Below are 22,899 nucleotides of genomic sequence, written 5' to 3' on the forward strand. Positions count from 1 at the left end.
ACAGCAATCTGCGCGAACCGGTTGCAACCCGTGGTTACACCAAAGTACGTTACTGCTCCGTAAACGTCGGTCTCACCGGCGTGGACTCGGTGGCCCAGCCGGGGCCGCCACTAGATCTGGAGGGGATCTGAGTGTCCGAACCATTGGTGCGAGCGAGGTTGCGCAGGCCGTTGGCGGCCTTCGCGTCCGGCGCTCTCGTCGCGGGGACGGCGTTGACCGCCACCGCGTTGGGAGCGGGGACGGCGTACGCAGCCGATCTCGATGAGAACTTCAACTACGACTGCAACGTGGTCGCAGCCGGCCTGCCGCTCGGGATCCACGACGTCGGTGTGCGTGCGCAGGTGACCGTGCCCGACGAGGTCTCGCCGGGCGAGGCGATCCCGCCCCGCGAGACGCAGATCACGCTGACCATGCCGGAGACGCTGCGCAACGCCACGTACGTGCTGCTGAGCGCGCGTCAGGCGGGCGGCTACTCCGACGACGCGAGCATCTCGATCACCGCTGAGGGTTACCCCGACACCCTCACGTACCCGATCGAGAACCTCTCGGCGCCGTTCAGCCCGGTCCCGCCGAACGTCGGCGACCTGTGGCAGATCCCCACGGTGGGAGACGTGCCGCAGATCGACGTGCCCACCGACGTCACCGTCCCGGGCTCGACCACGATCCACATGCCCGCCGCGTTCAACGTCACCGCGTCGCTCCTGAACGCGAACGGCGACCTGATCGGCGGCGAGGGTGCGGTCACGATGGCCTGCACGATCACCAGCGAGTCCGACGTCTTCGGCACGATCCCCGTGGTGCCGGGCAACAGCGACCCGACGGCCGGCGCGGTCACCGCGTCGACCGACGAGGACACGCCGGTCGACATCACGCTGGACGGGGCGGACGCCGACGGCGACCCGCTGACGTACAGCTACACCCAGCCGGCCAACGGCGAGGTGACCGGGACGGGTCCGGACGTGACGTACACGCCGGCCGCCGGGTTCGACGGTGAGGACTCCTTCGAGTACACCGTGGACGACGGCAACGGCGGCACGGCCACCAACACGGTGACCGTGACCGTGAGCAACGTCAACAAGGTGCCGGTCGCCAACGACGTCGCGGTCTCCACGGACGAGAACACCGCGGTCGACGTCGCGTTCGACGCCTCGGACCCCGACGGCGACGACCTGTCGTACTCGTACACCCAGCCGGCCAACGGCGAGGTGACCGGGAACGGCGCGAACGTCACGTACACGCCGGCGGCCGGGTTCGACGGTGAGGACTCCTTCGAGTACACCGCGGACGACGGCAACGGCGGCACGGCCACCGCGACCGTGACGGTGACCGTCTCGAACGTCAACGTGCCGCCGACGGCGGGTGACGTCTCGGCGAGCACCGACGAGAACACCCCCGTCGACATCACGCTCGACGGTGCGGACGCCGACGGCGACGCACTGACGTACAGCTACACCCAGCCGGCCAACGGCGAGGTGAGCGGCGACGGCCCGAACGTCACGTACACGCCGGCGAACGGCTTCGACGGCGACGACTCCTTCGAGTACACCGTCGACGACGGGAACGGCGGGACCGCGACCGGCACGGTGTCGGTGAGCGTCTCGAACGTCAACGTGGCCCCCACGGCCGGTGACGTCGCGGCCGAGACCGACGAGAACACCGCGGTGGACATCACCCTGGACGGCGCGGATGCCGACGGTGACGACCTGACCTACTCCTACACCCAGCCGGCCAACGGCGAGGTGACCGGTGACGGCCAGGACGTGACCTACACGCCGGCGGCGGGCTTCGACGGGACCGACACGTTCAGCTACACCGTCTCCGACGGTGAGGCCGAGGCGACCGCGACGGTCACGGTGACGGTGAACAACGTCAACGTGGCCCCGACGGCCGACGACCTGTCGGTCACGACGGCCGAGAACACCGCGGTGGACATCACCCTGGCGGGCTCGGATGCCGACGGTGACGATCTGACCTACTCCTACACCCAGCCGTTGAACGGCGAGGTGACCGGCGACGGTCCGAACGTGACCTACACCCCGGCTGCGGGCTTCGACGGCCAGGACGGCTTCACCTACACGGTCGACGACGGCAACGGCGGCACCGCCACCGGCACCGTCGAGATCACCGTGAGCAACGTCAACGTGGCCCCGACCGCGGGTGACGTGGCGGCCGAGACCGACGAGAACACCGCGGTGGACATCGCGCTCGACGGTGCGGACGCCGACGGTGACGACCTGACCTACACCTACACCCAGCCGACCAACGGCGAGGTGACCGGATCGGGTGCGAACGTCACCTACACGCCGGACGCCGGGTTCGACGGTGAGGACACGTTCAGCTACACGGTCTCCGACGGGCTCGCGCAGGCGACCGCGACGGTCACCGTGACGGTGAACAACGTCAACGTGGCGCCGACGGCCGACGACGTGAGCGTGACGCTCGCCGAGGACACCTCGGTCGAGATCACGCTCGCCGGCGACGACGCCGACGGTGACGACCTGACGTACACCTACACGGATCCGTCGAACGGCACCCTGTCGGGCGACGCTCCTGCGCTCACGTACACGCCGGACCCGGACTACAACGGTCCGGACTCGTTCGAGTACACCGTCTCCGACGGTGAGGCCGAGGCGACCGCGACGGTGAGCATCACCGTCACGCCGGTCTCGGACAACACGGCGCCCACCGCGGGTGACGTGACGGCGAGCACCGACGAGGACACCGCGGTCGACATCACCCTCGACGGGGCCGATGCCGATGGTGACGACCTGACCTACACCTACACCCAGCCCGCCAACGGCACGGTGTCGGGGACGGGTCCGAACGTGACCTACACGCCGGATGCCGGATTCGACGGCGAGGACACCTTCAGCTACACGGTGTCCGACGGCCTGGCCCAGGACACGGGCTCGGTCACGGTGACGGTGAGCAACGTCAACAAGGCGCCGACCGCCGACGACCTGTCGGTGACCCTCGCCGAGGACACCTCGGTCGAGATCGCCCTTGCAGGCGCGGACGCGGACGGTGACGCGCTGACGTACAGCTACACGCAGCCGGCCAACGGCGAGGTGACCGGTGACGGTGCGACCGTGACCTACACCCCGGCGGCGGACTTCAACGGTGAGGACTCCTTCGAGTACACCGTGTCCGACGGCCAGGCCGAGGCGACCGCGACGGTGAGCATCACCGTCACGCCGGTCTCGGACAACACGGCGCCCACCGCGGGTGACGTGGCGGCGAGCACCGACGAGGACACCGCGGTCGACATCACCCTCGACGGGGCGGATGCCGATGGTGACGACCTGACCTACACCTACAGCCAGCCGTCCAACGGCTCGGTGACGGGTGAGGGCCCGGACGTGACCTACACCCCGGCAGCCGACTTCAACGGTGAGGACTCCTTCAGCTACACCGTCTCCGACGGTCAGGAGGAGGCCTCGGCGACGGTGACGATCACGGTCGCGCCGGTCGACGACAACACGGCGCCCACCGCGGGCGACGTGGCGGCGGAGACCGACGAGGACACCGCGGTCGACATCGCCCTCGACGGGGCGGATGCCGATGGTGACGATCTGACCTACACCTACAGCCAGCCGTCCAACGGCTCGGTGTCCGGTGAGGGTGCGACCGTGACCTACACGCCGGCAGCCGGCTTCACCGGTGAGGACACGTTCACCTACACCGTCGACGACGGCAACGGCGGCACCGCCAGCGCCACCGTCACGGTGACCGTGAACGGCGTCAACGCCGCGCCGACCGCCGACGACGTGAGCGTGACGGTCGCCGAGGACAGCTCGGTCGACATCGTGCTCGCGGGCGCGGACGCCGATGGTGACGATCTGACCTACACCTACACCCAGCCGTCCAACGGCGAGGTGACCGGTGACGGTCCGAACGTGACCTACACCCCGGCGGCGGACTTCAACGGTGAGGACTCCTTCGAGTACACCGTGTCCGACGGCCAGGCCGAGGCGACCGCGACGGTCAGCATCACCGTGACCGACGTGGCCGACAACACGGCTCCGACGGCCGGTGACGTGGCGGCGAGCACCGACGAGGACGTCGCCGTCGACATCACGCTCGACGGCGCGGACGCCGATGGTGACGATCTGACCTACACCTACACCCAGCCGTCCAACGGCACGGTGTCCGGTGAGGGCCCGAACGTGACCTACACCCCGGCGGCCGACTTCAACGGTGAGGACACGTTCACCTACACCGTCTCCGACGGCCTCGAGCAGGCCACGGCGACGGTCACGGTGACGGTCGCGCCGGTCGACGACAACACGGCGCCCACCGCGGGCGACGTGGCGGCGGAGACCGACGAGAACACGCCGGTCGACATCACCCTCGACGGGGCCGATGCCGATGGTGACGACCTGACCTACACCTACACCCAGCCGTCCAACGGCACGGTGTCGGGCGAGGGCGCGGACGTCACCTACACGCCGGCTGACGGGTTCGACGGGACCGACTCGTTCACCTACACCGTCGACGACGGCAACGGCGGCACCGCCAGCGCCACCGTCACGGTGACCGTGAACGACACGATCGTCGAGAACACCCCGCCGACGGCTGGTGCCGTCTCGGCGACGACCACGAAGGACACCGCGGTCGGCATCACCCTGAACGGGGCGGACGCCGATGGTGACGATCTGACCTACACCTACACCCAGCCGGCCAACGGTGCGGTGTCCGGTGAGGGCCCGAACGTGACCTTCACGCCGGCGTCCGGGTTCACCGGGACGACGACCTTCACCTACACCGTCTCCGACGGCGAGGACGAGGCGACGGCCACGGTGACGGTCACCGTCAACGACACCAAGCCCGACAAGTGCGGGCCGCGTCCGGGCCACGGGGCCACCCTGTGGGAGCTCATCAAGTGGCTTGCCTGCAAGCTGCTGGGCCACCCGATCGGGCGCTGACAAGCATGAGCTCCACGTGAGCTGATGCACCGCCGGTGGGCGGGATCCTCCGGGATCCCGCCCACCGGTTCGTTCCACACTCTCCGTACCGATCTCGGGCGCTCGGAGCTCGCACCGAAGGGCCGTTCGCCGGTCCGAAGGAGATCGTCATGCGGATGCACACGACAGGGCGGGGGCGCCGTCCATCGGCCGTCGTCGCCGCGACAGCAGTCCTCGCCGGCTCGGGCCTGACCGGGATCCTCGCGTCGGGGCCGGCGCACGCCGCCGCTCTCGACGCGGACTTCGACTACGCGTGCAACGTCACGGCGGCCGGGCTCGCGCTCGGCGACCACGCGGTCGAGGTCAACGCGCGGGTGGACGTGCCCGACCGCGTCGATCCGGGCGAGATCCTCGCGCCGAGGACGACCACGATCACGCTCACCCTGCCCGAGACGCTGCGCCACGCCACCTACTCGCTGTTGAACGCGCGCCAGGCCGGCGGCGCGTCGGACGACGCAGCGGTCACCGTCTCCGTCGACGGCGTCGACGGGGCGCAGAGCTACCCGATCGAGAGTCTCTCCGCGCCGTTCAGCCCCGTACCGTCCGACGCCACCGAGCCGTGGCGGATCGCGACGTCGGGCGACGTCCCCGCCATCACCGTGCCGGAGGCGGCGGATGCCCCGGGTGAGGCCCGGGTTCACATGCCCAGCGCGTTCAGCGTCTCCGCATCGCTCCTGGACGCGAACGGCGGACTCGTCGGAGGCGACGGTGCGGTCGCGATGGCGTGCACCTTCGACGGCGACTCGGACGTGCTCGGGACGATCCCGGTGGGCCACGGCGACCCGCCGCCCCCGAGCCGGCTGAGCTACGCCTGCGACGTGGTGGCCGCCGGGCTCGGTCTGGGAGCCCACGAGTTCGGGCTCGACCTCGCGCTCGCGCTCCCTGGATCCGCCGTCGCCGGCGCGGAGGTCGGGCCCGCCGAGGGCGAGGCGGTGATCGCATGGCCCTCCGCGCTCGTGCCGAGCCTCGGGCCGACGACCTCGATCGACGTCTCGATCGAGGACACCGAGGTCGCCCTGGGTGCCGAGGGCCTCGACACGCCCGTACGCATCGGGCTGACGGGGACGGGCGCGGGTTCGATCGGCTTCCCGACTCCGGACCTCCGGGTCGTCGTCCCGGTCGAGCTCGGAGCGTTCACCCTCCCGTCGGCCGATCAGCATCCCGACCTCGTGGTGCCCGGCGCGGCGTGGCTGGAGGGGCCGGAGTCGATGAGCGTCGACGGTCTGGTGGAGCTGTCCTCCGGCGGGACCGGGAGCATCCGTGCCGACTGCGAGCTTGCCTCCTCGGCCGGCCCGATCGCCACGATCGAGCTGCTCCGTCCGAACACCCCGCCCACAGCCGGGGACCTGTTCGTGACGACCGACGAGGGTGCCGCGGTCGAGATCGCGCTGGCAGGTGCGGACTCCGACGGCGACGACCTCGCCTACGCGTCCACCCAGCCCGCTCACGGGTCGGTGTCCGGTGACGGCGCGACCGTGACGTACACGCCGGAGGCCGGCTTCACCGGTGAGGACTCGTTCACTTACACGGTCTCGGACGGACGGGCGGAGGCGGTCGGTACGGTCACCGTGACCGTCGACGAGATCGTCGAGGCGCCCGAGGACCGCTGCGGTCCGCGCCCCGGCCCGGGCGCGTCCGTCTGGACCTGGCTGCGGTGGCTGGTCTGCACGCTGATCGACGGTGTCGGAGGTGTGTCAACCAGGTAAAACCCGAGGTGCAATATCTCACGAGTGGTATTGCAACTCACGGTTACGTATGCGACGTTGCTCACGGTGGCCGCCTGCCGAGGCGGCCACCAGGCACGGGGCTCAACGGGGGCCGCGTGAGATCTGGAGGGGATCACAAGTGTTCGAGACCACGAGACGACGGCAGGGACGGCGTTCGCTGTCGCTGCTCGCATCGGGGGCTCTCGTCGCGGGGACGGCGTTGACCGCCACCGCACTGGGGGCCGGGACGGCGCACGCAGCCGACTTCGACGAGAACTTCAACTACGACTGTGACACCGTCGCTGCCGGGCTGCCGCTCGGTATCCACGACGTCGGGGTGCGGGCCCAGGTGTCGGTGCCGGACGAGGTGGAGCCCGGCGAGGTCATCCCGACCCGGAAGACGCAGATCACGCTCACGCTGCCGGAGACGCTGCGCAACGCGACGTACGTCCTGCTGAGCGCGCGTCAGGCCGGGGGCTACTCGGACGATGCGAGCATCTCGATCACGGCCGAAGGCGTGCCGGACCCGTTGGTGTACCCGATCGAGAACCTGTCGGCGCCCTTCAGCCCGGTCCCGCCGAACGTCGGTGATCCGTGGCTGATCCCGACCGAGGGGGACGTGCCCCCGATCACCGTGCCGTCCCAGGCCGAGTACCCCGACATCGTCCTCCCGACGGACGCGGTGATCCACATGCCGGGGGCCTTCACCATCACCGCGTCGCTGCTCAACGCCAGCGGCGGCCTGATCGGTGGCGAGGGCGCGGTCACGATGGACTGCACCATCACGAGCGAGTCGGACGTCTTCGGTGCGATCCCGATCGTCGAGGGCAACACCGCCCCGACGGCCGGCGACGTGGCGGCGAGCACGGACGAGGACACGCCGGTCGACATCACGCTCGACGGCGCGGACGCGGACGGTGACGACCTGACGTACTCGTACACGCAGCCGTCCAACGGCTCGGTCTCCGGTGACGGTCCGGACGTGACGTACACCCCGGACCCGGACTTCTTCGGTGAGGACTCCTTCGAGTACACCGTGGACGACGGCAACGGTGGTACGGCCACCGGGACGGTGACCGTGACGGTCGCCGACGTCGCCGACAACACGCCGCCGACCGCGGGCGACGTCTCGGCGTCGACCGACGAGAACACCCCGGTCGACATCACGCTCGACGGGGCCGATGCCGATGGTGACGAGCTGACGTACTCGTACACCCAGCCGGCCAACGGCTCGGTCTCGGGCGACGGTCCGGACGTGACGTACACCCCGGCGGCGGACTTCGACGGTGAGGACTCCTTCGAGTACACCGTCGACGACGGCAACGGTGGTACGGCCACCGGGACCGTGACCGTCACGGTCAACGACGTCGCGGTGAACACCCCGCCGACCGCGGGCGACGTCTCGGTCTCCACCGACGAGAACACCCCGGTCGACATCACGCTCGACGGCGCGGACGCGGACGGCGACGAGCTGACGTACTCGTACACCCAGCCGGCCAACGGCTCGGTGTCCGGTGACGGTCCGGACGTGACGTACACCCCGGCGGCGGACTTCGACGGTGAGGACTCCTTCGAGTACACCGTCGACGACGGCAACGGTGGTACGGCCACCGGCACGGTCACCGTGACGGTGAGCGACGTCGCGGTCAACACACCGCCGACGGCGAACGACGTGGCCGCGTCGACGGAGCAGGACACGGCGGTCGACGTGACGCTCGACGGCGCGGACGCCGACGGTGATGCTCTGACGTACTCGTACACCCAGCCGTCCAACGGCTCGGTGTCCGGTGACGGTCCGGACGTGACCTACACGCCGGCGGCCGGGTTCTTCGGTGAGGACTCGTTCGAGTACACCGTGGACGACGGCAACGGCGGTACGGCGACCGGGACCGTGACGGTGACGGTGACCGAGGTGGTCGTGGAGAACACGCCGCCGACGGCCGGTGACGTGGCGGCGAGCACCGACGAGGGCGTGGCGGTCGACGTGACGCTCGACGGGGCGGATGCCGATGGTGACGACCTGACCTACAGCTACGAGCAGCCGGCGAACGGCTCGGTCTCGGGTGACGGTCCGGACGTGACCTACACGCCGGCGGCCGGCTTCTCCGGTGAGGACACCTTCACCTACACCGTCTCCGACGGTCAGGCCGAGGCGACGGGCACGGTCACCGTGACCGTGAACGAGGTCGTCGTGGAGAACACGCCGCCGACGGCCGGTGACGTGTCCGCCAGCACCGACGAGGGCGTGGCGGTCGACGTGACGCTCGACGGGGCGGACGCCGATGGTGACGACCTGACCTACACCTACAGCCAGCCGTCCAACGGCTCGGTCTCGGGTGACGGTCCGGACGTGACCTACACCCCGGCGGCGGACTTCACCGGTGAGGACACCTTCACCTACACGGTGTCCGACGGTCAGGCCGAGGCGACCGGCACCGTGACGGTGACCGTCGACGAGGTCACCGAGCCGCCGGCCGACAAGTGCGGGCCCAAGCCGGGCAAGCACGCGTCGATCTGGACGTGGCTCAAGTGGATCGCCTGCAAGCTGTGGGAGTGCCTCGGCCACGGCCCGAAGTTCGGGCTCCGCTGAGTCCGATCCTGAGCGCATGATGCGCGGCTGAGCGCCGGTGGCGAGGTCCTGAGGGCCTCGCCACCGGTGTCTCACGTCGAGGTCGTCCGCTCCACCAGAAACGCGCGCCCCTGCCCGTCGACCCGGGTGAGGACCACCGTGGCCGTGGTCGTGCCGCGCAGGCCGAGCCGCTTGACCAGCGCCGTCGGGTCGACCCCGACGCCGCGCTTCTTGACGGTCAGTGTCCCGACGTCGCGGGCGCGCAGCGCGGCACGCAGCGCCTTCTCGCGGTACGGCAGCTCGTCCAGCACCCGATAGGCCGTCGCGTACGGCGTGACGACGTGCTGCGGGGCCGACACGTACGCGATGTGCTCGTCGACGAGGCATCCCCCGACGATCGATGCCACCGCGGTCACGAGACCGGCCCGGATCACGGCATCGTCCGGCTCGTACCACCAGTCCTGGGGCTCGCCGACCACGGGCTCGACGGCATCGGCCTCGGTCAGCGTCGCCACGCGGTCCCCGTCGAGAAGCGTCGCCCGGCGGCGCGCTCCGGCGTACGGTCGTCCCCACAGGCACGCCTCGACCAGGTCGCCGCCGTCGCTGACCCACTCGGCCTCGACGCCGTCGGGTACGGCGCCGTGAGCGATCCCGGGCATCGTCTTGACGACGCCGCGCCCCGTCAGCAGGCCGGTGACGAAGTCCCACGGCGGGGAGAAGTCTCCCGGGTCGAAGGTTCGGCCCCGGGCGGTACGGCGTGCCGGGTCGACGTAGGTCGTGTCGTCGGGGTCGGGTACGACCCGGGTCGCGTCGCCCTCCTCGACCGTGGCCCGCAGTCCGAGGGCCTCGATGTTCGCGCGCGCCATGGCGGCCCGGAGCGGGTCCTGCTCGATGCCGCGCACGTCGGCGCCGGCTCGCCCGAACGCCACCAGGTCGGCCCCGATCCCGCACCCGAGGTCGATCACGACCCCGGGTGCGCAGCCGACGAGACGCTCGGCGCGGTGACGTGCCACCGTGGCGCGGGTCGCCTGCTCGAGGGCCTCCGGCGTGAACCACATCCGGGCGGCGTCGGGGCCGAGCTTGCGTTCGGCGCGGCGCCGCAGGGCGACCTGCGACATCGCGGCGGCCACGAGCTCGGGGCTGTGCCCGGCACGCCGCAGCGCCGTGCCGAGAGCGAGGTCGTCGGTGTGCGCGGAGGTCCTGATCGTCTCGATCAGGCTGCGACCGTCGTCGCCCTGCAGGCGCTCGAAGGTGGCGACGTCCATGGCACTCAGTCTCCCAGCCGGACCGGACGTGCGACGGATTGGCACTCTGGTTGACCGAGTGCCAGCCCCGACCTACGGTAGGCGTTAGCACTCTCGTATGGTGGGTGCTAAATGGTGCACTGCCGCACGATCCCCGCGACGGCGTGCGACGAGCACCTCGATTGGACGAATCCCCCCGACTCACCACCGGGGTCACACCGAAAGGGGAGGTCGACAAGTGTCGGTCACCATCAAGCCGCTCGAGGACCGTATCGTCGTCAAGATTCTCGACGCGGAGCAGACCACCGCATCCGGTCTGGTCATCCCGGACACCGCCAAGGAGAAGCCCACCGAGGGTGAGGTTCTCGCGGTCGGCCCGGGCCGTTTCAACGAGGACGGCGACGAGCGCATCCCGGTCGACGTCAAGGTCGGCGACAAGGTCATCTTCAGCAAGTACGGCGGCACCGAGGTCAAGTTCGACGGCGAGGAGTTCCTCATCCTCTCCGCGCGCGACGTCCTCGCGGTCATCGAGAAGTAAGACGACCGGGCGCCCCAGCCTCCGCCGTACGCGGCTGGCTGGGGCCCGACCACCACGGCCCGTGCGACGGGCCGGACGAGACACGAAGAGGAACCCATGCCCAAGATTCTTGAGTTCGACGAGGGCGCTCGTCGTTCGCTCGAGCGCGGCGTCGACACCCTGGCCGACACCGTCAAGGTGACGCTCGGCCCCAAGGGTCGCTACGTCGTGCTCGACTCGAAGTGGGGCGCGCCGACGATCACGAACGACGGTGTCACCGTCGCCCGTGACGTCGAGCTCGACGACCCGTTCGAGAACCTCGGCGCTCAGCTCGCCAAGGAAGTCGCCACCAAGACCAACGACATCGCCGGTGACGGCACCACGACCGCGACGGTCCTCGCCCAGGCGATGGTCCACGAGGGTCTGCGTGCCGTGGCCGCCGGGACCAACCCGATGGCGCTCAAGCGCGGCATCGACGCGGCCGTGGAGGCCGTCTCGAACCGTCTGCTCGAGCTCGCGCGCGACGTCGACGACAAGCAGGACATGGCGCACGTCGCCACGATCTCCGCGCGCGACCCGCACATCGGCTCGCTGATCGCGGACGCCTTCGACAAGGTCGGCAAGGACGGTGTCATCACCGTCGAGGAGTCCAACACCATGGGCACCGAGCTCGACTTCACCGAGGGCATGCAGTTCGACAAGGGCTACCTGTCGCCGTACATGGTGACCGACACCGACCGCATGGAGGCGGTGCTCGACGAGCCCTACATCCTGGTGAACCAGGGCAAGATCTCGTCGGTCAACGACCTGCTCCCGCTGCTGGAGAAGGTCGTCCAGGCCGGCAAGGCGCTGCTCATCATCGCCGAGGACGTCGAGGGCGAGGCGCTGTCCACCCTGGTCGTCAACAAGATCCGCGGCACGTTCACCTCGGTCGCCGTCAAGGCGCCGGCGTTCGGCGATCGTCGCAAGGCGATGCTGCAGGACATCGCGGTGCTCACCGGCGCCCAGGTCGTCACCCCCGACCTCGGCCTCAAGCTCGACCAGATCGGGCTCGAGGACCTCGGACGCGCGCGTCGCGTGGTCGTCGGCAAGGACGACACGACGATCATCGACGGCGGCGGCGACGACGCCGACGTCGAGGGCCGCGTGAACCAGATCAAGGCCGAGATCGAGTCCACCGACTCCGACTGGGATCGTGAGAAGCTCCAGGAGCGTCTCGCGAAGCTCGCCGGCGGCGTGTGCGTGATCCAGGTCGGTGCTGCGACCGAGGTCGAGCTCAAGGAGAAGAAGCACCGGATCGAGGACGCCGTCTCGGCGACCCGGGCCGCGATCGAGGAGGGCATCGTCGCCGGCGGCGGCTCGGCCCTCGTCACCGCGGTCGAGGTGCTCGGAGACGACCTCGGTCTGGTCGGCGACGAGGCGGTCGGCGTGTCGATCGTGCGCCGCTCGGCCGTCGAGCCGCTGCGCTGGATCGCCGAGAACGGCGGCGAGAACGGCTACGTCGTGGTCGCGAAGGTCCGCGAGACCGGTGACGGCTACAACGCCGCGACCGGCGAGTACGGCGACCTGGTCGGCCAGGGCGTGCTCGACCCGGTGAAGGTGACGCGCTCCGCGCTCGCCAACGCCGGCTCGATCGCCGCGATGCTGCTCACCACCGAGACGCTCGTGGTCGAGAAGCCCGAGGACGAGGACGAGGGTCACCAGCACTGACCTGCGTCCTGCTCCGCATCATGTCGGCCCGCTCCCGGTCACCGGGGGCGGGCCGACCTGATTTCGCCAAGCGCTGGCGCGTCGCAGCGAAGACGTGGGAACGTATCCTCAACCGACCGCTTCGCCCCCGGGAGCCTTCCTCGCGATGGACGCTCACTCCGACGTGGATCTCACCGAGCTCGCTCGCCGCGCGCTCGACGACGACCTCGTGATGGACCAGCTGATGCGTGCCGTCCGGGCTGCCGCGCAGCGCTACTGCCGGGCACGGCTGGCCGGGTACGGCGCGTCGCGCCAGCTCGCCGAGGACGTCGCCCAGGAGATCTGCATCGCCGTGCTCGAGGCCCTGCCGCGCTACCGCCACCAGGGCGTCCCGTTCGAGGCCTTCGTGTACGCGATCGGCAGTCGCAAGGTGGCCGACGCCCAGCGGACGCACCACCGGATGCCCGTCGTGCTGTTCGACGAGGTTCCGGAGACCGACTCCGTCCCCTCCCCGGAGCACGACGTGCTCGAGCGGCTCGAGGTCGAGGACGTGATGAGCCTGCTCGACTCGCTCCCGACCCGGCTGCGTGAGGTCCTCGTCATGAGGGTTGCGCTGGGACTGCCGGCGACCCAGGTCGGCCTGACCCTCGGGATGTCGGCGGGCGCCGTACGGATCGCTCAGCACCGGGCCCTCCAGCGGCTCCGCGAGCTCCACCTCAACCGTCGCGCGACCCGGGGGGAGGTGACGGCATGAGCGAGCACGATCCGCTGGAGCACACCGACCGACTTCTCGATGCGCTCGGGCGCGGTGAGCCGGTCGGCGACGACCCGCTGCTCGACGGCCTCGCGGCGTGGCGCACGCAGGTGATCGACACGGTGCCGACCTCCGTGGGCGAGGCGGCCGGGCCGGAGACCGACGTGGTGGTGCCGATCCGGTCGACGCGGCCGGGGCACCGGCGTTCTCCGGCGCCGGCACGGACACGTCGCGCTGCCGTCCTCGTGGGCGGCGCGGCCTGCGTCCTCGCGATGGGCGTGAGCCAAGCGGTCGCCGGCAACCCGGTGGCCCCCCTGCACTTCGTGGTCAAGCACGCCGTCGGCGTCGGTGAGGACATCGGGTCGCCGACGGCCGCCGACCGCCTCCCGTCGACCGCGACCCCACCCCCGACTGCTAGCCCGCCGCCTGAGCACCTCGCCGGACGGGGGTCGGCCGATGCGCTGAGCGTGGACGAGCCGGTGGAGGTGTCGCGCCAAGGCAGCCGGGAGGACCGACCCGGGTCCGGCGGGCCCGCGCGACCGGACCGCCCCTCCGCACCCACGCCATCGCCGGAGACCTCCCCTCCCGAGACGCAGCCACCAGGGACCTCGCCGACACCCGGAGAGGACCGGGAGGGCCCGCCGGAGTGGGAGTGGCCGGACTTCCCGTGGTGGTCGGACGACGACCCGGAGGCGGACGAGCCCGGCCGTGATCGTGACGACGACGAGTCCATCCGCGGCGACGACTCGGACCGCGATCGTGACGGTCGGGGACGCGGCGGCCGCGACCGTCACGACGACTGAGTTCCTCCGCGGTTCCGGCAGTCCGGTCTCGCTTCCCCGGTCGCTACGATGGGAGCAGTCGGGAGCACGAGGAAGGACGCCATGGATCTCAACGCTGCGGGTGTGCCGGAGATGTTCGCCCCGCTCGGGCTGACGTACGACGACGTCCTGCTCCTTCCGGGTGAGACCGATGTGATCCCCAGCGAGGTCGACACGACCTCCCGGCTGACGCGCGAGATCTCGCTGCGCGTCCCGCTGATCTCGGCGGCGATGGACACGGTGACCGAGGCCCGGATGGCGATCGCGATGGCGCGCCAGGGCGGGATCGGGATCCTGCACCGCAACCTCTCGGTCGCCGACCAGGCCTACCAGGTCGACCTCGTCAAGCGGACGCAGACCGGTGTGATCAGCAACCCGATCACGATCAGCCCGAAGGCGACGCTGGAGGAGCTCGACGAGGTGTGCGGCGAGTACCGCGTCTCGGGACTCCCGGTCGTCGACGGTGACGAGACCCTGCTCGGGATCGTCACCAACCGCGACCTGCGCTTCGTCCCGGTGGCCGAGTGGGCGACCCGCACCGTCGGCGAGGTGATGACGCCGATGCCGCTGATCACGGGCCCCGTCGGCATCGGCCGTGACGCGGCGGCGGAGCTGCTGCGGGCGCACAAGAAGGAGCGCCTCCCGCTCGTCGACGAGTCCGGGCACCTGCGGGGTCTGATCACCGTCAAGGACTTCGTGAAGTCCGAGCAGTTCCCCGACGCCAGCTACGACGGCGACGGTCGCCTGCTGGTCGGGGCTGCGGTCGGGTTCTTCGGTGACTCGTGGGAGCGGGCGGGTGCGCTCGTCGAGGCCGGGGTCGACGTTCTCGTCGTCGACACCGCGCACGGTCACGCGAAGGCGCTGCTGGAGATGGTGCGCCGGGTCAAGGCCGACCCGGCGATGAGCCACGTCCAGGTGATCGGCGGCAACGTCGCGACGTACGAAGGGGCGAAGGCGCTCGTCGAGGCAGGCGTCGACGCGGTCAAGGTCGGGGTCGGGCCCGGCTCGATCTGCACCACGCGCGTCGTCGCCGGGGTGGGCGTGCCGCAGGTGACGGCGATCCACGACGCGGCGCGGGCCACGAAGCCCGCGGGCGTCCCGCTGATCGGCGACGGCGGCCTGCAGTACTCCGGCGACATCGCGAAGGCCCTCGTCGCCGGCGCGGACAGCGTGATGGTCGGTTCGCTGCTGGCCGGCTGCGAGGAGAGCCCGGGCGAGCTCATCTTCGTCAACGGCAAGCAGTTCAAGAGCTATCGCGGGATGGGCTCGCTCGCTGCGATGTCGTCGCGCGGCAAGAAGTCGTACTCCAAGGACCGCTACTTCCAGGCCGACGTCACCTCCGACGACAAGATCGTCCCCGAGGGGATCGAGGGCCAGGTCGCCTACCGCGGACCGGTCGGCGCCGTCGCGCACCAGCTCATCGGTGGGCTGCACCAGTCGATGTTCTACGTCGGAGCCCGCACGATCCCGGACCTGCAGACGAAGGGTCGATTCGTCCGCATCACCGCCGCCGGGCTCAAGGAGAGCCACCCGCACGACATCCAGATGACGGTCGAGGCACCGAACTACGCGCGCGGCTGACGCGCACCCCGCGCCGGCTCCGCGACGTACGCCCCGCAGCGCACCCCGTACGCCTGCGGCTGAGGGTGGGCGCCGTCACTAGACTGCCTGCATGGACATCGAGATCGGCGCAGCCAAGCGCGGACGCAGGGCCTACTCGTTCGACGACATCGCGATCGTCCCGAGCCGGCGTACGCGCGATCCTGAGGAGGTCTCGACGGCCTGGCAGATCGACGCCTACCGGTTCGAGATCCCGGTGGTCGCAGCGCCGATGGACTCGGTGATGTCGCCCGAGACGGCGATCCTGCTCGGCAAGCTCGGCGGCCTGGGCGTGCTCGACCTCGAGGGCCTCTGGACTCGCTACGACGATCCCCGGCCGATGCTCGCGGAGGTCGCCAGGCTCGAGCCCGCCGAGGCGACGCTGAAGCTCCAGCGGATGTACGACGAGCCGATCAAGGCCGAGCTGATCACCGAGCGCATGCGGCAGATCCGTGAGTCGGGCGTGACGGTCGCGGGCGCACTGTCGCCTCAGCGGACCAAGCAGTTCGCGCAGACGGTCGTCGACTCCGGTGTCGACCTGTTCGTGATCCGCGGGACCACGGTGTCGGCGGAGCACGTGTCCGGCCAGACCGAGCCGCTGAACCTCAAGGAGTTCATCTACGAGCTCGACGTGCCGGTGATCGTCGGCGGGTGCGCGACCCACCAGGCGGCGCTGCACCTGATGCGCACGGGTGCCGCCGGTGTGCTCGTCGGATTCGGTGGCGGTGCGGCGCACACGACCCGGCAGGTGCTGGGGGTGGCGGTGCCGATGGCGAGTGCCGTCGCGGACGTCGCCGCGGCCCGTCGGGACTACCTCGACGAGTCGGGCGGCCGGTACGTCCACGTGATCGCCGACGGTTCGGTCGGGCGGAGCGGCGACCTGACGAAGGCCATCGCGTGCGGTGCCGACGCGGTGATGGTCGGCTCGCCGTTCGCGCGGGCCGAGGAGGCGCCGGGCAGCGGCTTCCACTGGGGCGCCGAGGCCTGGCACGCGGACCTGCCGCGTGGTCAGCGCATCGACCTGGGCCGGGTCGGGTCGTTCGAGTCGGTCCTCTTCGGGCCGTCGACCGTCCCGGACGGCACGATGAACCTGATCGGCGCCCTTCGCCGCGCGATGGCGACGACGGGGTACACGGAGCTCAAGGAGTTCCAGCGCGTCGCGGTCGTCGTCGAGTAGGGAGCGACCTGCTCGCCACCTCGCCGGTCGAGTCGCGGGAGTGATCGCGACGGTCACGATGTGTCATCGATTGTGATGCATTTCGTTACCGGAGGGTAGCCACCGGGTCTCCGGCGTTTTACAGTGATCTGCATGGCTGCCCACGATCCCCGCCGCTCCGACGTCTCGGCTCTGCCGGCGGACCCGGAGCACGACCCCACCGCGGCGTTCGCCCTCGATCCCGCTCGGGTCCGCACACTCACGGCCCGCCTCCGCGCGACGTCGGGCCGGTCGGTCACGACCGAGGCCCCGTTCACGGGTCAGCCGGTGGCGAGCATCCCGCTCTCGGACGTCGCCGACGTCGAGGCCGGGTTCGAGGAGGCCCGCACGGTTCAGCGGAGCTGGGCGCGTACGGAGCTGGACCACCGGGCATCGCTCCTGCTCGACCTGCACGACGCGGTGCTCGACCACGCGGACGAGCTGATGGATCTCGTGCAGTGGGAGGCGGGGAAGGCGCGGGCGCACGCGTTCGACGAGGTCCTCCACGTCGCGCTCACCGCCCGCTACTACGGCCGCACGCTGCGCAAGCACCTCGGAGGCAAGCGGGTCGCCGGTGTGTATCCGATGCTCACCCACGCCCGGATCAACCGCGTACCCAAGGGTGTCGTCGGCATCATCTCTCCGTGGAACTACCCGCTGACGCTCGCCGTCTCGGACGGGATCCCGGCCATCGCGGCGGGCAACGCAGTCGTGCACAAGCCGGACAGCCAGACGCCGCTGTCCGCGCTGGCTGCCGTCGAGCTGCTGGACGAGGTGGGCTTCCCGTCGCAGCTGTGGCAGGTCGTGTACGGCGCCGGCTCGGTGATCGGATCCGCGATCATCGACCGGGCCGACTACGTGTGCTTCACCGGCTCGACCGCGACCGGCAAGCGGGTCGCGGCCCAGGCCGCCGACCGCCTGGTGTCGGCATCCCTGGAGCTCGGCGGCAAGAACCCGATGCTCGTCCTCGCGGACGCCGACGTCGACCGCGCGGTCGAGGGCGCGATCCGCGGCTGCTTCTCCTCGGCGGGCCAGCTGTGCGTGTCGGTCGAGCGGTTGTTCGTCGCCGACGCGGTCTACGACCGGTTCGTCGCCAAGCTCGTCGAGCGGGTCTCGCGGATGCGGCTGGCCCCGACGATCGGGTACGGCGCCGACATGGGCTCCCTCGTCTCGCAGGCGCAGCTCGACACGGTCGTACGGCACGTCGACGACGCGGTGGCCCGGGGGGCCCGCGTCCTGACGGGTGGCCGAGCGCGCCCGGACATCGGCCCGTACTTCTACGAGCCCACCCTGCTCGAGGGCGTCGACCCGACGATGACGTGCTTCGCGGAGGAGACCTTCGGCCCGGTCGTCTCGCTCTACCGTTTCGGGGGCGAGGCGGAGGCGATCGAACGCGCGAACGACGGAGAGTACGGCCTGAACGCCTCGATCTTCACCCGCGACGCGAAGCGTGGCCGTGCCCTCGCCGGCCGGATCAAGGCGGGGACGGTCAACGTGAACGAGGGCTTCGCCGCCACGTTCGGCAGCGTCGAGGCGCCGATGGGCGGCATGCGTGAGTCCGGGGTCGGGAGGCGGCACGGCGCGGAGGGCATCCTGCGCTACACCGAGACGCAGTCGGTGGCGAGCCAGTCGCTGGTCCCGCTGGCCGCGCCGCGGTTCGTCGGCGACGCGACGTACGAGAAGACGATGATCGCCGCGCTGCGCGTGCTGAAGAAGCTGGGCCGCCGGTGAGCTCCGGTGCGACACCGGACTACGACGTCCTCGTCGTCGGGTCCGGTTTCGGCGGGAGCGTCACGGCGCTGCGGCTGACGGAGAAGGGCTACCGGGTCGGCGTCCTGGAGGCCGGGGCCCGCTTCGGCGACGAGGACTTCGCCGACACGTCCTGGGACCTGCGGCGCTACCTGTTCGCGCCCCAGGTCGGCTGCTACGGCATCCAGCGGATCAACGTCCTCAAGGACGTGATGATCCTGTCCGGAGCCGGGGTCGGCGGTGGTTCGCTGGTCTACGCGAACACCCTGTACGAGCCGCTCGAGCCGTTCTACCGCGATCGGTCGTGGGGTCACATCACGGACTGGAAGTCGGAGCTCGCGCCGTACTACGACCAGGCCAAGCGGATGCTCGGCGTGACGACCTACCCGTTCGTGTCGCCGGCGGACAAGGTGATGCGTGAGGTCGCCGAGGACATGGGCGTCGGCGAGACGTTCCACCCGACGCCGGTCGGGGTCTTCTTCGGTGGGCCGGGGGAGCGGGTCGCGGACCCGTACTTCGGCGGTGCCGGCCCCGAGCGCGCCGGCTGCCTGAACTGCGGCGAGTGCATGACCGGCTGCCGCCACAACGCGAAGAACACGCTGATGAAGAACTACCTCTATCTCGCCGAGCAGGCGGGCGCGCAGGTGCACGACCTCACCACGGTGACGGCCGTACGGCCGCGGTCCGGAGGTGGGTACGCGGTGGAGACGCGCCGTACGGATCGGCGTCGGACGGTCGCGCGGACCTTCACTGCGGACCAGGTGGTCTTCGCCGCCGGGGCGCTCGGGACGCAGAAGCTGCTGCACCGGATGCGCAGTGACGGCGTGCTGCCCCGGGTCTCCTCACGCCTCGGCGTGCTGACCCGGACGAACTCCGAGTCGCTGCTCGGCGCGATCGCCTCGGGGAACGACGTCGACTACTCCGAAGGCGTCGCGATCACATCGTCGTTCCATCCGGACGAGGTCACCCACATCGAGCCCGTACGGTACGGCAAGGGCTCGAACTCCATGTCGCTGCTCCAGACGGTGCTGACCGACGGAGACGGCCCACGGCCTCGCTGGCAGACCTGGCTGAAGGAGATGTGGGGACAGAAGCGCAACATCGCCAAGCTCTACGACCTGAAGCACTGGTCGGAGCGGGTCATCATCATGCTGGTGATGCAGACCGTGGACAACTCGATCACCACCTACGTCAAGCGGTCACGGCTGACCGGCCGGCTGCGGATGACGTCGCGCCAGGGCGAGGGCGAGCCCAATCCGTCGTGGATCCCCAAGGCCAACGAGGCCGTGCGGCGGACTGCTGAGAAGGTCGACGGCTGGCCAGGCGGCACGATCGGGGAGCCGTTCAACATCCCGCTCACGGCACACTTCATCGGCGGCTGCGCGATCGGCGACTCGGCGGTATCCGGGGTGATCGACCCGTATCACCGGCTCTACGGGCACGAAGGGCTGCACGTCGTGGACGGTGCCGCGATCAGCGCGAACCTCGGGGTGAACCCGTCGCTCACGATCACCGCCCAGGCGGAGCGGGCGATGGCGATGTGGCCGAACCGCGGTGAGACCGATCCGCGCCCCGCACTCGGCGGCGCATACCGCCGGGTCGACCCGGTCGCTCCGAAAGCGCCGGTCGTCCCCGACGAGGCTCCCGGCGCCCTGCGTCTCCCCATCGTCGACATCACCTGACGCCCCGCCCCCGCGGGCCGGTCGTCGTGCAGGCATCTGCGTCCCCGGGAGACGGAGCGCGAGAACGTGCCTGCGAAGCGCGCCACGTGTGGGTGGCTGCGCAGGCACGTGCGGCACGGTGGCACGTACGCAGGCACGACCCCATTCCCTCGCGGACGTCGCCGGTGACTCGCGGCCCAGCCAAACGTGACTCGCGACCCCACCAGCGGCGACTCGCGGGTGTCTCGACGGGCTCGACCGACGGACGGGCGGCACCGTCGGGGCCGATAGGATCGCGGGGTGTCCGAGATTCCCGATCACGACCTGGTCCTCGTCGTCGACTTCGGTGCCCAGTACGCCCAGCTGATCGCGCGGCGTGTCCGGGAGGCGAAGGTCTACTCCGAGATCGTCCCGCACACGATGCCGGTCGAGCAGATGCTCGCCAAGAACCCGAAGGCGATCATCCTCTCGGGCGGTCCCTCCTCGGTGTACGAGCCCGGCGCGCCGGCGCTCGATCCAGGGATCTTCGCTGCGGAGACGCCGGTGTTCGGGATCTGCTACGGATTCCAGGCGATGGCTCTCGCGCTCGGCGGAGATGTCGCGAACACCGGCAAGCGCGAGTACGGCCGGACGGACGTCGGTGTCTCCGATCCGGGGGTGCTCCTGGCCGGCCTTCCGGCCACGCTGCGGTCCTGGATGTCGCACGGCGACGAGGTGGTCCGGGCGCCGGAAGGCTTCCGTGTCACCGCGTCTTCTCCTCGGGCGACGGTCGCGGCGTTCGAAGCGCCCGAGCGCGGTCTCGCGGGCGTCCAGTGGCACCCCGAGGTGATGCACTCGGAGCACGGCCAGCGGATCCTCGAGCACTTCCTCGTGGACATCGCGGGGTGCCGTCAGACCTGGACGATGGTCAACATCGTCGACGAGCAGGTCGAGCGGATCCGGGAGCAGGTCGGTGACGCGCGGGTGATCTGCGCGCTGTCCGGTGGTGTGGACTCCTCGGTCGCGGCCGCACTCGTCCAGCGAGCCATCGGTGACCAGCTCACCTGCGTGTTCGTCGACCACGGGTTGCTTCGCAAGGACGAGGCCGCCCAGGTCGAGCGGGACTACGTCGCGGCCACGGACGTGAACCTCAAGGTCGTCGACGCCGCCGACCAGTTCCTCGGCCATCTCGCCGGGGTGACCGACCCCGAGGAGAAGCGCAAGATCATCGGGCGCGAGTTCATCCGGACGTTCGAGGCGGCCGAGATCGAGATCTTGCAGACTCCCGGCACTCCCGTGCGGTTCCTGGTGCAGGGCACGCTCTACCCCGACGTGGTCGAGTCGGGGGGAGGCGAAGGCGCCGCGAACATCAAGAGCCACCACAACGTCGGAGGCCTGCCGGAGGACCTCCAGTTCAGCCTGATCGAGCCGCTGCGGACGCTCTTCAAGGACGAGGTCCGGCAGGTCGGGGAGCAGCTCGGACTCCCTCCGGCGATGGTGTGGCGGCATCCGTTCCCGGGCCCCGGGCTCGCGATTCGGATCGTCGGCGCGGTGGACGCCGAGCGGCTACGGATCGTCCGCGAGGCCGATGCGATCGCGCGTGAAGAGCTCACGGCGGCCGGTCTCGACCGTGACGTCTGGCAGTTCCCGGTCGTCCTGCTCGGCGATGTCCGGTCGGTCGGCGTCCAGGGTGACGGGCGGACGTACGGTCACCCGATCGTGCTGCGTCCGGTCTCCAGCGAGGACGCGATGACGGCGGACTGGAGCCGGCTCCCGTTCGAGCTGCTCGAGCGGATCTCGACACGGATCACCAATGAGGTCCCCGAGGTCAACCGTGTCGTGCTCGACGTGACCAGCAAGCCTCCGGGCACCATCGAGTGGGAGTGAGCACCGTGCCGATCATCCCTGACACGAAGGACTGGACCTGGGCGACGCGCCAGCCGTGCGAGGAGTGCGGGTTCGACCCCACGGCGCTCGATGTCGTACGGACGGGCGACCGGGTCCGAGCGAACGCGACCGGGTGGGCCGAGGTGCTCGCACGACCCGATGTGGTGGTACGCCCGGACGACGCGACGTGGTCGCCGCTGGAGTACGCCTGTCACGTCCGCGACGTGCTCACGCTGTTCCGTGAGCGGCTCGCACTCATGCTGGGCGAGGACGATCCGCTGTTCGCGAACTGGGACCAGGACGCCACCGCCGTCGAGCAGGACTACGGCGCGCAGGATCCGGCCGAGGTCGGAACGGCCCTGGTGCGGGAGGCCGGACTGACCGCGGCTGCGTTCGACGCTGTCCCCGATGATGCGTGGGGTCGGACGGGGCGGCGCAACGACGGAGCTGTGTTCTCCGTCGCCACCTTTGCTGCGTACTTCCTGCACGACATCGAGCACCACGCGTACGACGTCCGTCGCGTCTGAGCCTCGGCTCCCGGCGCTTGGGCCTGGCCCCGCCCTCG

14 protein-coding genes are annotated in these 22,899 nt (G+C 70.4%); 13 read left to right on the top strand and 1 reads right to left on the bottom strand.

All coding sequences use genetic code 11. The features are described from left to right. The first annotated feature begins 131 nt into the window (after positions 1 to 131). From CLV56_RS13130 to CLV56_RS13140, 3 genes are all read left to right on the top strand, one after another. Positions 132 to 4,925, top strand: coding sequence for an Ig-like domain-containing protein (locus CLV56_RS13130; RefSeq protein ID WP_157805159.1), 4,794 nt, complete (start codon positions 132 to 134; stop codon positions 4,923 to 4,925). A gap of 149 nt (positions 4,926 to 5,074) precedes the next feature. Further along, complete coding sequence (locus CLV56_RS13135) at positions 5,075 to 6,670, top strand: Ig-like domain-containing protein (RefSeq protein ID WP_039341962.1); 1,596 nt, start codon at positions 5,075 to 5,077, stop codon at positions 6,668 to 6,670. A 139-nt stretch (positions 6,671 to 6,809) separates the two neighbouring features. Then, on the top strand, positions 6,810 to 9,260 hold the full coding sequence (locus CLV56_RS13140) for an Ig-like domain-containing protein (protein WP_170224792.1): 2,451 nt from the start codon (positions 6,810 to 6,812) through the stop codon (positions 9,258 to 9,260). Positions 9,261 to 9,331: 71 nt separating this feature from the next. Here CLV56_RS13140 and CLV56_RS13145 read toward each other — a convergent pair whose 3' ends face one another. Next, positions 9,332 to 10,504: a class I SAM-dependent methyltransferase gene (locus CLV56_RS13145; protein ID WP_039341964.1), complete on the bottom strand. Its 1,173-nt coding sequence runs from the start codon at positions 10,502 to 10,504 to the stop codon at positions 9,332 to 9,334. Positions 10,505 to 10,721: 217 nt separating this feature from the next. Here CLV56_RS13145 and groES point away from each other — a divergent pair, with 217 nt between their 5' ends. The 10 genes from groES (at position 10,722) to CLV56_RS13195 (ending at position 22,861) form a co-directional block, all read left to right on the top strand. Next, positions 10,722 to 11,021, top strand: a complete 300-nt coding sequence (gene groES, locus CLV56_RS13150; protein WP_039341966.1) for a co-chaperone GroES — start codon at positions 10,722 to 10,724, stop codon at positions 11,019 to 11,021. Between the two features lie 96 nt (positions 11,022 to 11,117). Further along, positions 11,118 to 12,710, top strand: a complete 1,593-nt coding sequence (groL, locus tag CLV56_RS13155; protein ID WP_039341967.1) for a chaperonin GroEL — start codon at positions 11,118 to 11,120, stop codon at positions 12,708 to 12,710. Between the two features lie 145 nt (positions 12,711 to 12,855). Next, on the top strand, positions 12,856 to 13,443 hold the full coding sequence (locus CLV56_RS13160; protein WP_039341969.1) for a sigma-70 family RNA polymerase sigma factor: 588 nt from the start codon (positions 12,856 to 12,858) through the stop codon (positions 13,441 to 13,443). Then, positions 13,440 to 14,246: a hypothetical protein gene (locus CLV56_RS13165; protein WP_039341971.1), complete on the top strand. Its 807-nt coding sequence runs from the start codon at positions 13,440 to 13,442 to the stop codon at positions 14,244 to 14,246. The genes CLV56_RS13160 and CLV56_RS13165 overlap by 4 nt, the downstream gene beginning before the upstream one ends. A gap of 81 nt (positions 14,247 to 14,327) precedes the next feature. Next, entirely contained in the window at positions 14,328 to 15,845 is a 1,518-nt protein-coding gene (gene guaB / locus CLV56_RS13170; RefSeq protein ID WP_039341972.1) for an IMP dehydrogenase, read from the top strand. 91 nt (positions 15,846 to 15,936) lie between these two features. Further along, entirely contained in the window at positions 15,937 to 17,040 is a 1,104-nt protein-coding gene (locus tag CLV56_RS13175) for a GuaB3 family IMP dehydrogenase-related protein (protein ID WP_039341975.1), read from the top strand. Positions 17,041 to 17,172: 132 nt separating this feature from the next. Further along, positions 17,173 to 18,789 (top strand): succinic semialdehyde dehydrogenase, encoded by a 1,617-nt coding sequence (locus CLV56_RS13180; protein WP_039342077.1) that lies wholly within the window; start codon positions 17,173 to 17,175, stop codon positions 18,787 to 18,789. Beyond that, entirely contained in the window at positions 18,786 to 20,489 is a 1,704-nt protein-coding gene (locus CLV56_RS13185) for a GMC family oxidoreductase N-terminal domain-containing protein (protein ID WP_039341978.1), read from the top strand. Before CLV56_RS13180 ends, CLV56_RS13185 begins: the two co-directional genes overlap by 4 nt. A 288-nt stretch (positions 20,490 to 20,777) precedes the next feature. Continuing rightward, positions 20,778 to 22,334, top strand: a complete 1,557-nt coding sequence (gene guaA, locus CLV56_RS13190; protein WP_039342080.1) for a glutamine-hydrolyzing GMP synthase — start codon at positions 20,778 to 20,780, stop codon at positions 22,332 to 22,334. Further along, the gene (locus CLV56_RS13195; RefSeq protein WP_245857812.1) at positions 22,331 to 22,861 is read left to right on the top strand and encodes a DinB family protein; all 531 of its coding nucleotides are present in this window, start codon (positions 22,331 to 22,333) and stop codon (positions 22,859 to 22,861) included. Before guaA ends, CLV56_RS13195 begins: the two co-directional genes overlap by 4 nt. Positions 22,862 to 22,899: the final 38 nt, after the last annotated feature.

The organism is Mumia flava (assembly GCF_002797495.1).
Taxonomy (GTDB): Bacteria; Actinomycetota; Actinomycetes; order Propionibacteriales; family Nocardioidaceae; genus Mumia; species Mumia flava.

Bases quoted from the DNA above. Each gene is read 5' to 3' on its own strand.
- CLV56_RS13165 (WP_039341971.1), top strand. From the start codon at position 13,440: ATGAGCGAGCACGATCCGCTGGAGCACACCGACCGACTTCTCGATGCG.
- CLV56_RS13175 (WP_039341975.1), top strand. From the start codon at position 15,937: ATGGACATCGAGATCGGCGCAGCCAAGCGCGGACGCAGGGCCTACTCG.
- groL (WP_039341967.1), top strand. From the start codon at position 11,118: ATGCCCAAGATTCTTGAGTTCGACGAGGGCGCTCGTCGTTCGCTCGAG.
- CLV56_RS13145 (WP_039341964.1), bottom strand. From the start codon at position 10,504: ATGGACGTCGCCACCTTCGAGCGCCTGCAGGGCGACGACGGTCGCAGC.
- guaB (WP_039341972.1), top strand. From the start codon at position 14,328: ATGGATCTCAACGCTGCGGGTGTGCCGGAGATGTTCGCCCCGCTCGGG.
- CLV56_RS13180 (WP_039342077.1), top strand. From the start codon at position 17,173: ATGGCTGCCCACGATCCCCGCCGCTCCGACGTCTCGGCTCTGCCGGCG.
- CLV56_RS13160 (WP_039341969.1), top strand. From the start codon at position 12,856: ATGGACGCTCACTCCGACGTGGATCTCACCGAGCTCGCTCGCCGCGCG.
- CLV56_RS13135 (WP_039341962.1), top strand. From the start codon at position 5,075: ATGCGGATGCACACGACAGGGCGGGGGCGCCGTCCATCGGCCGTCGTC.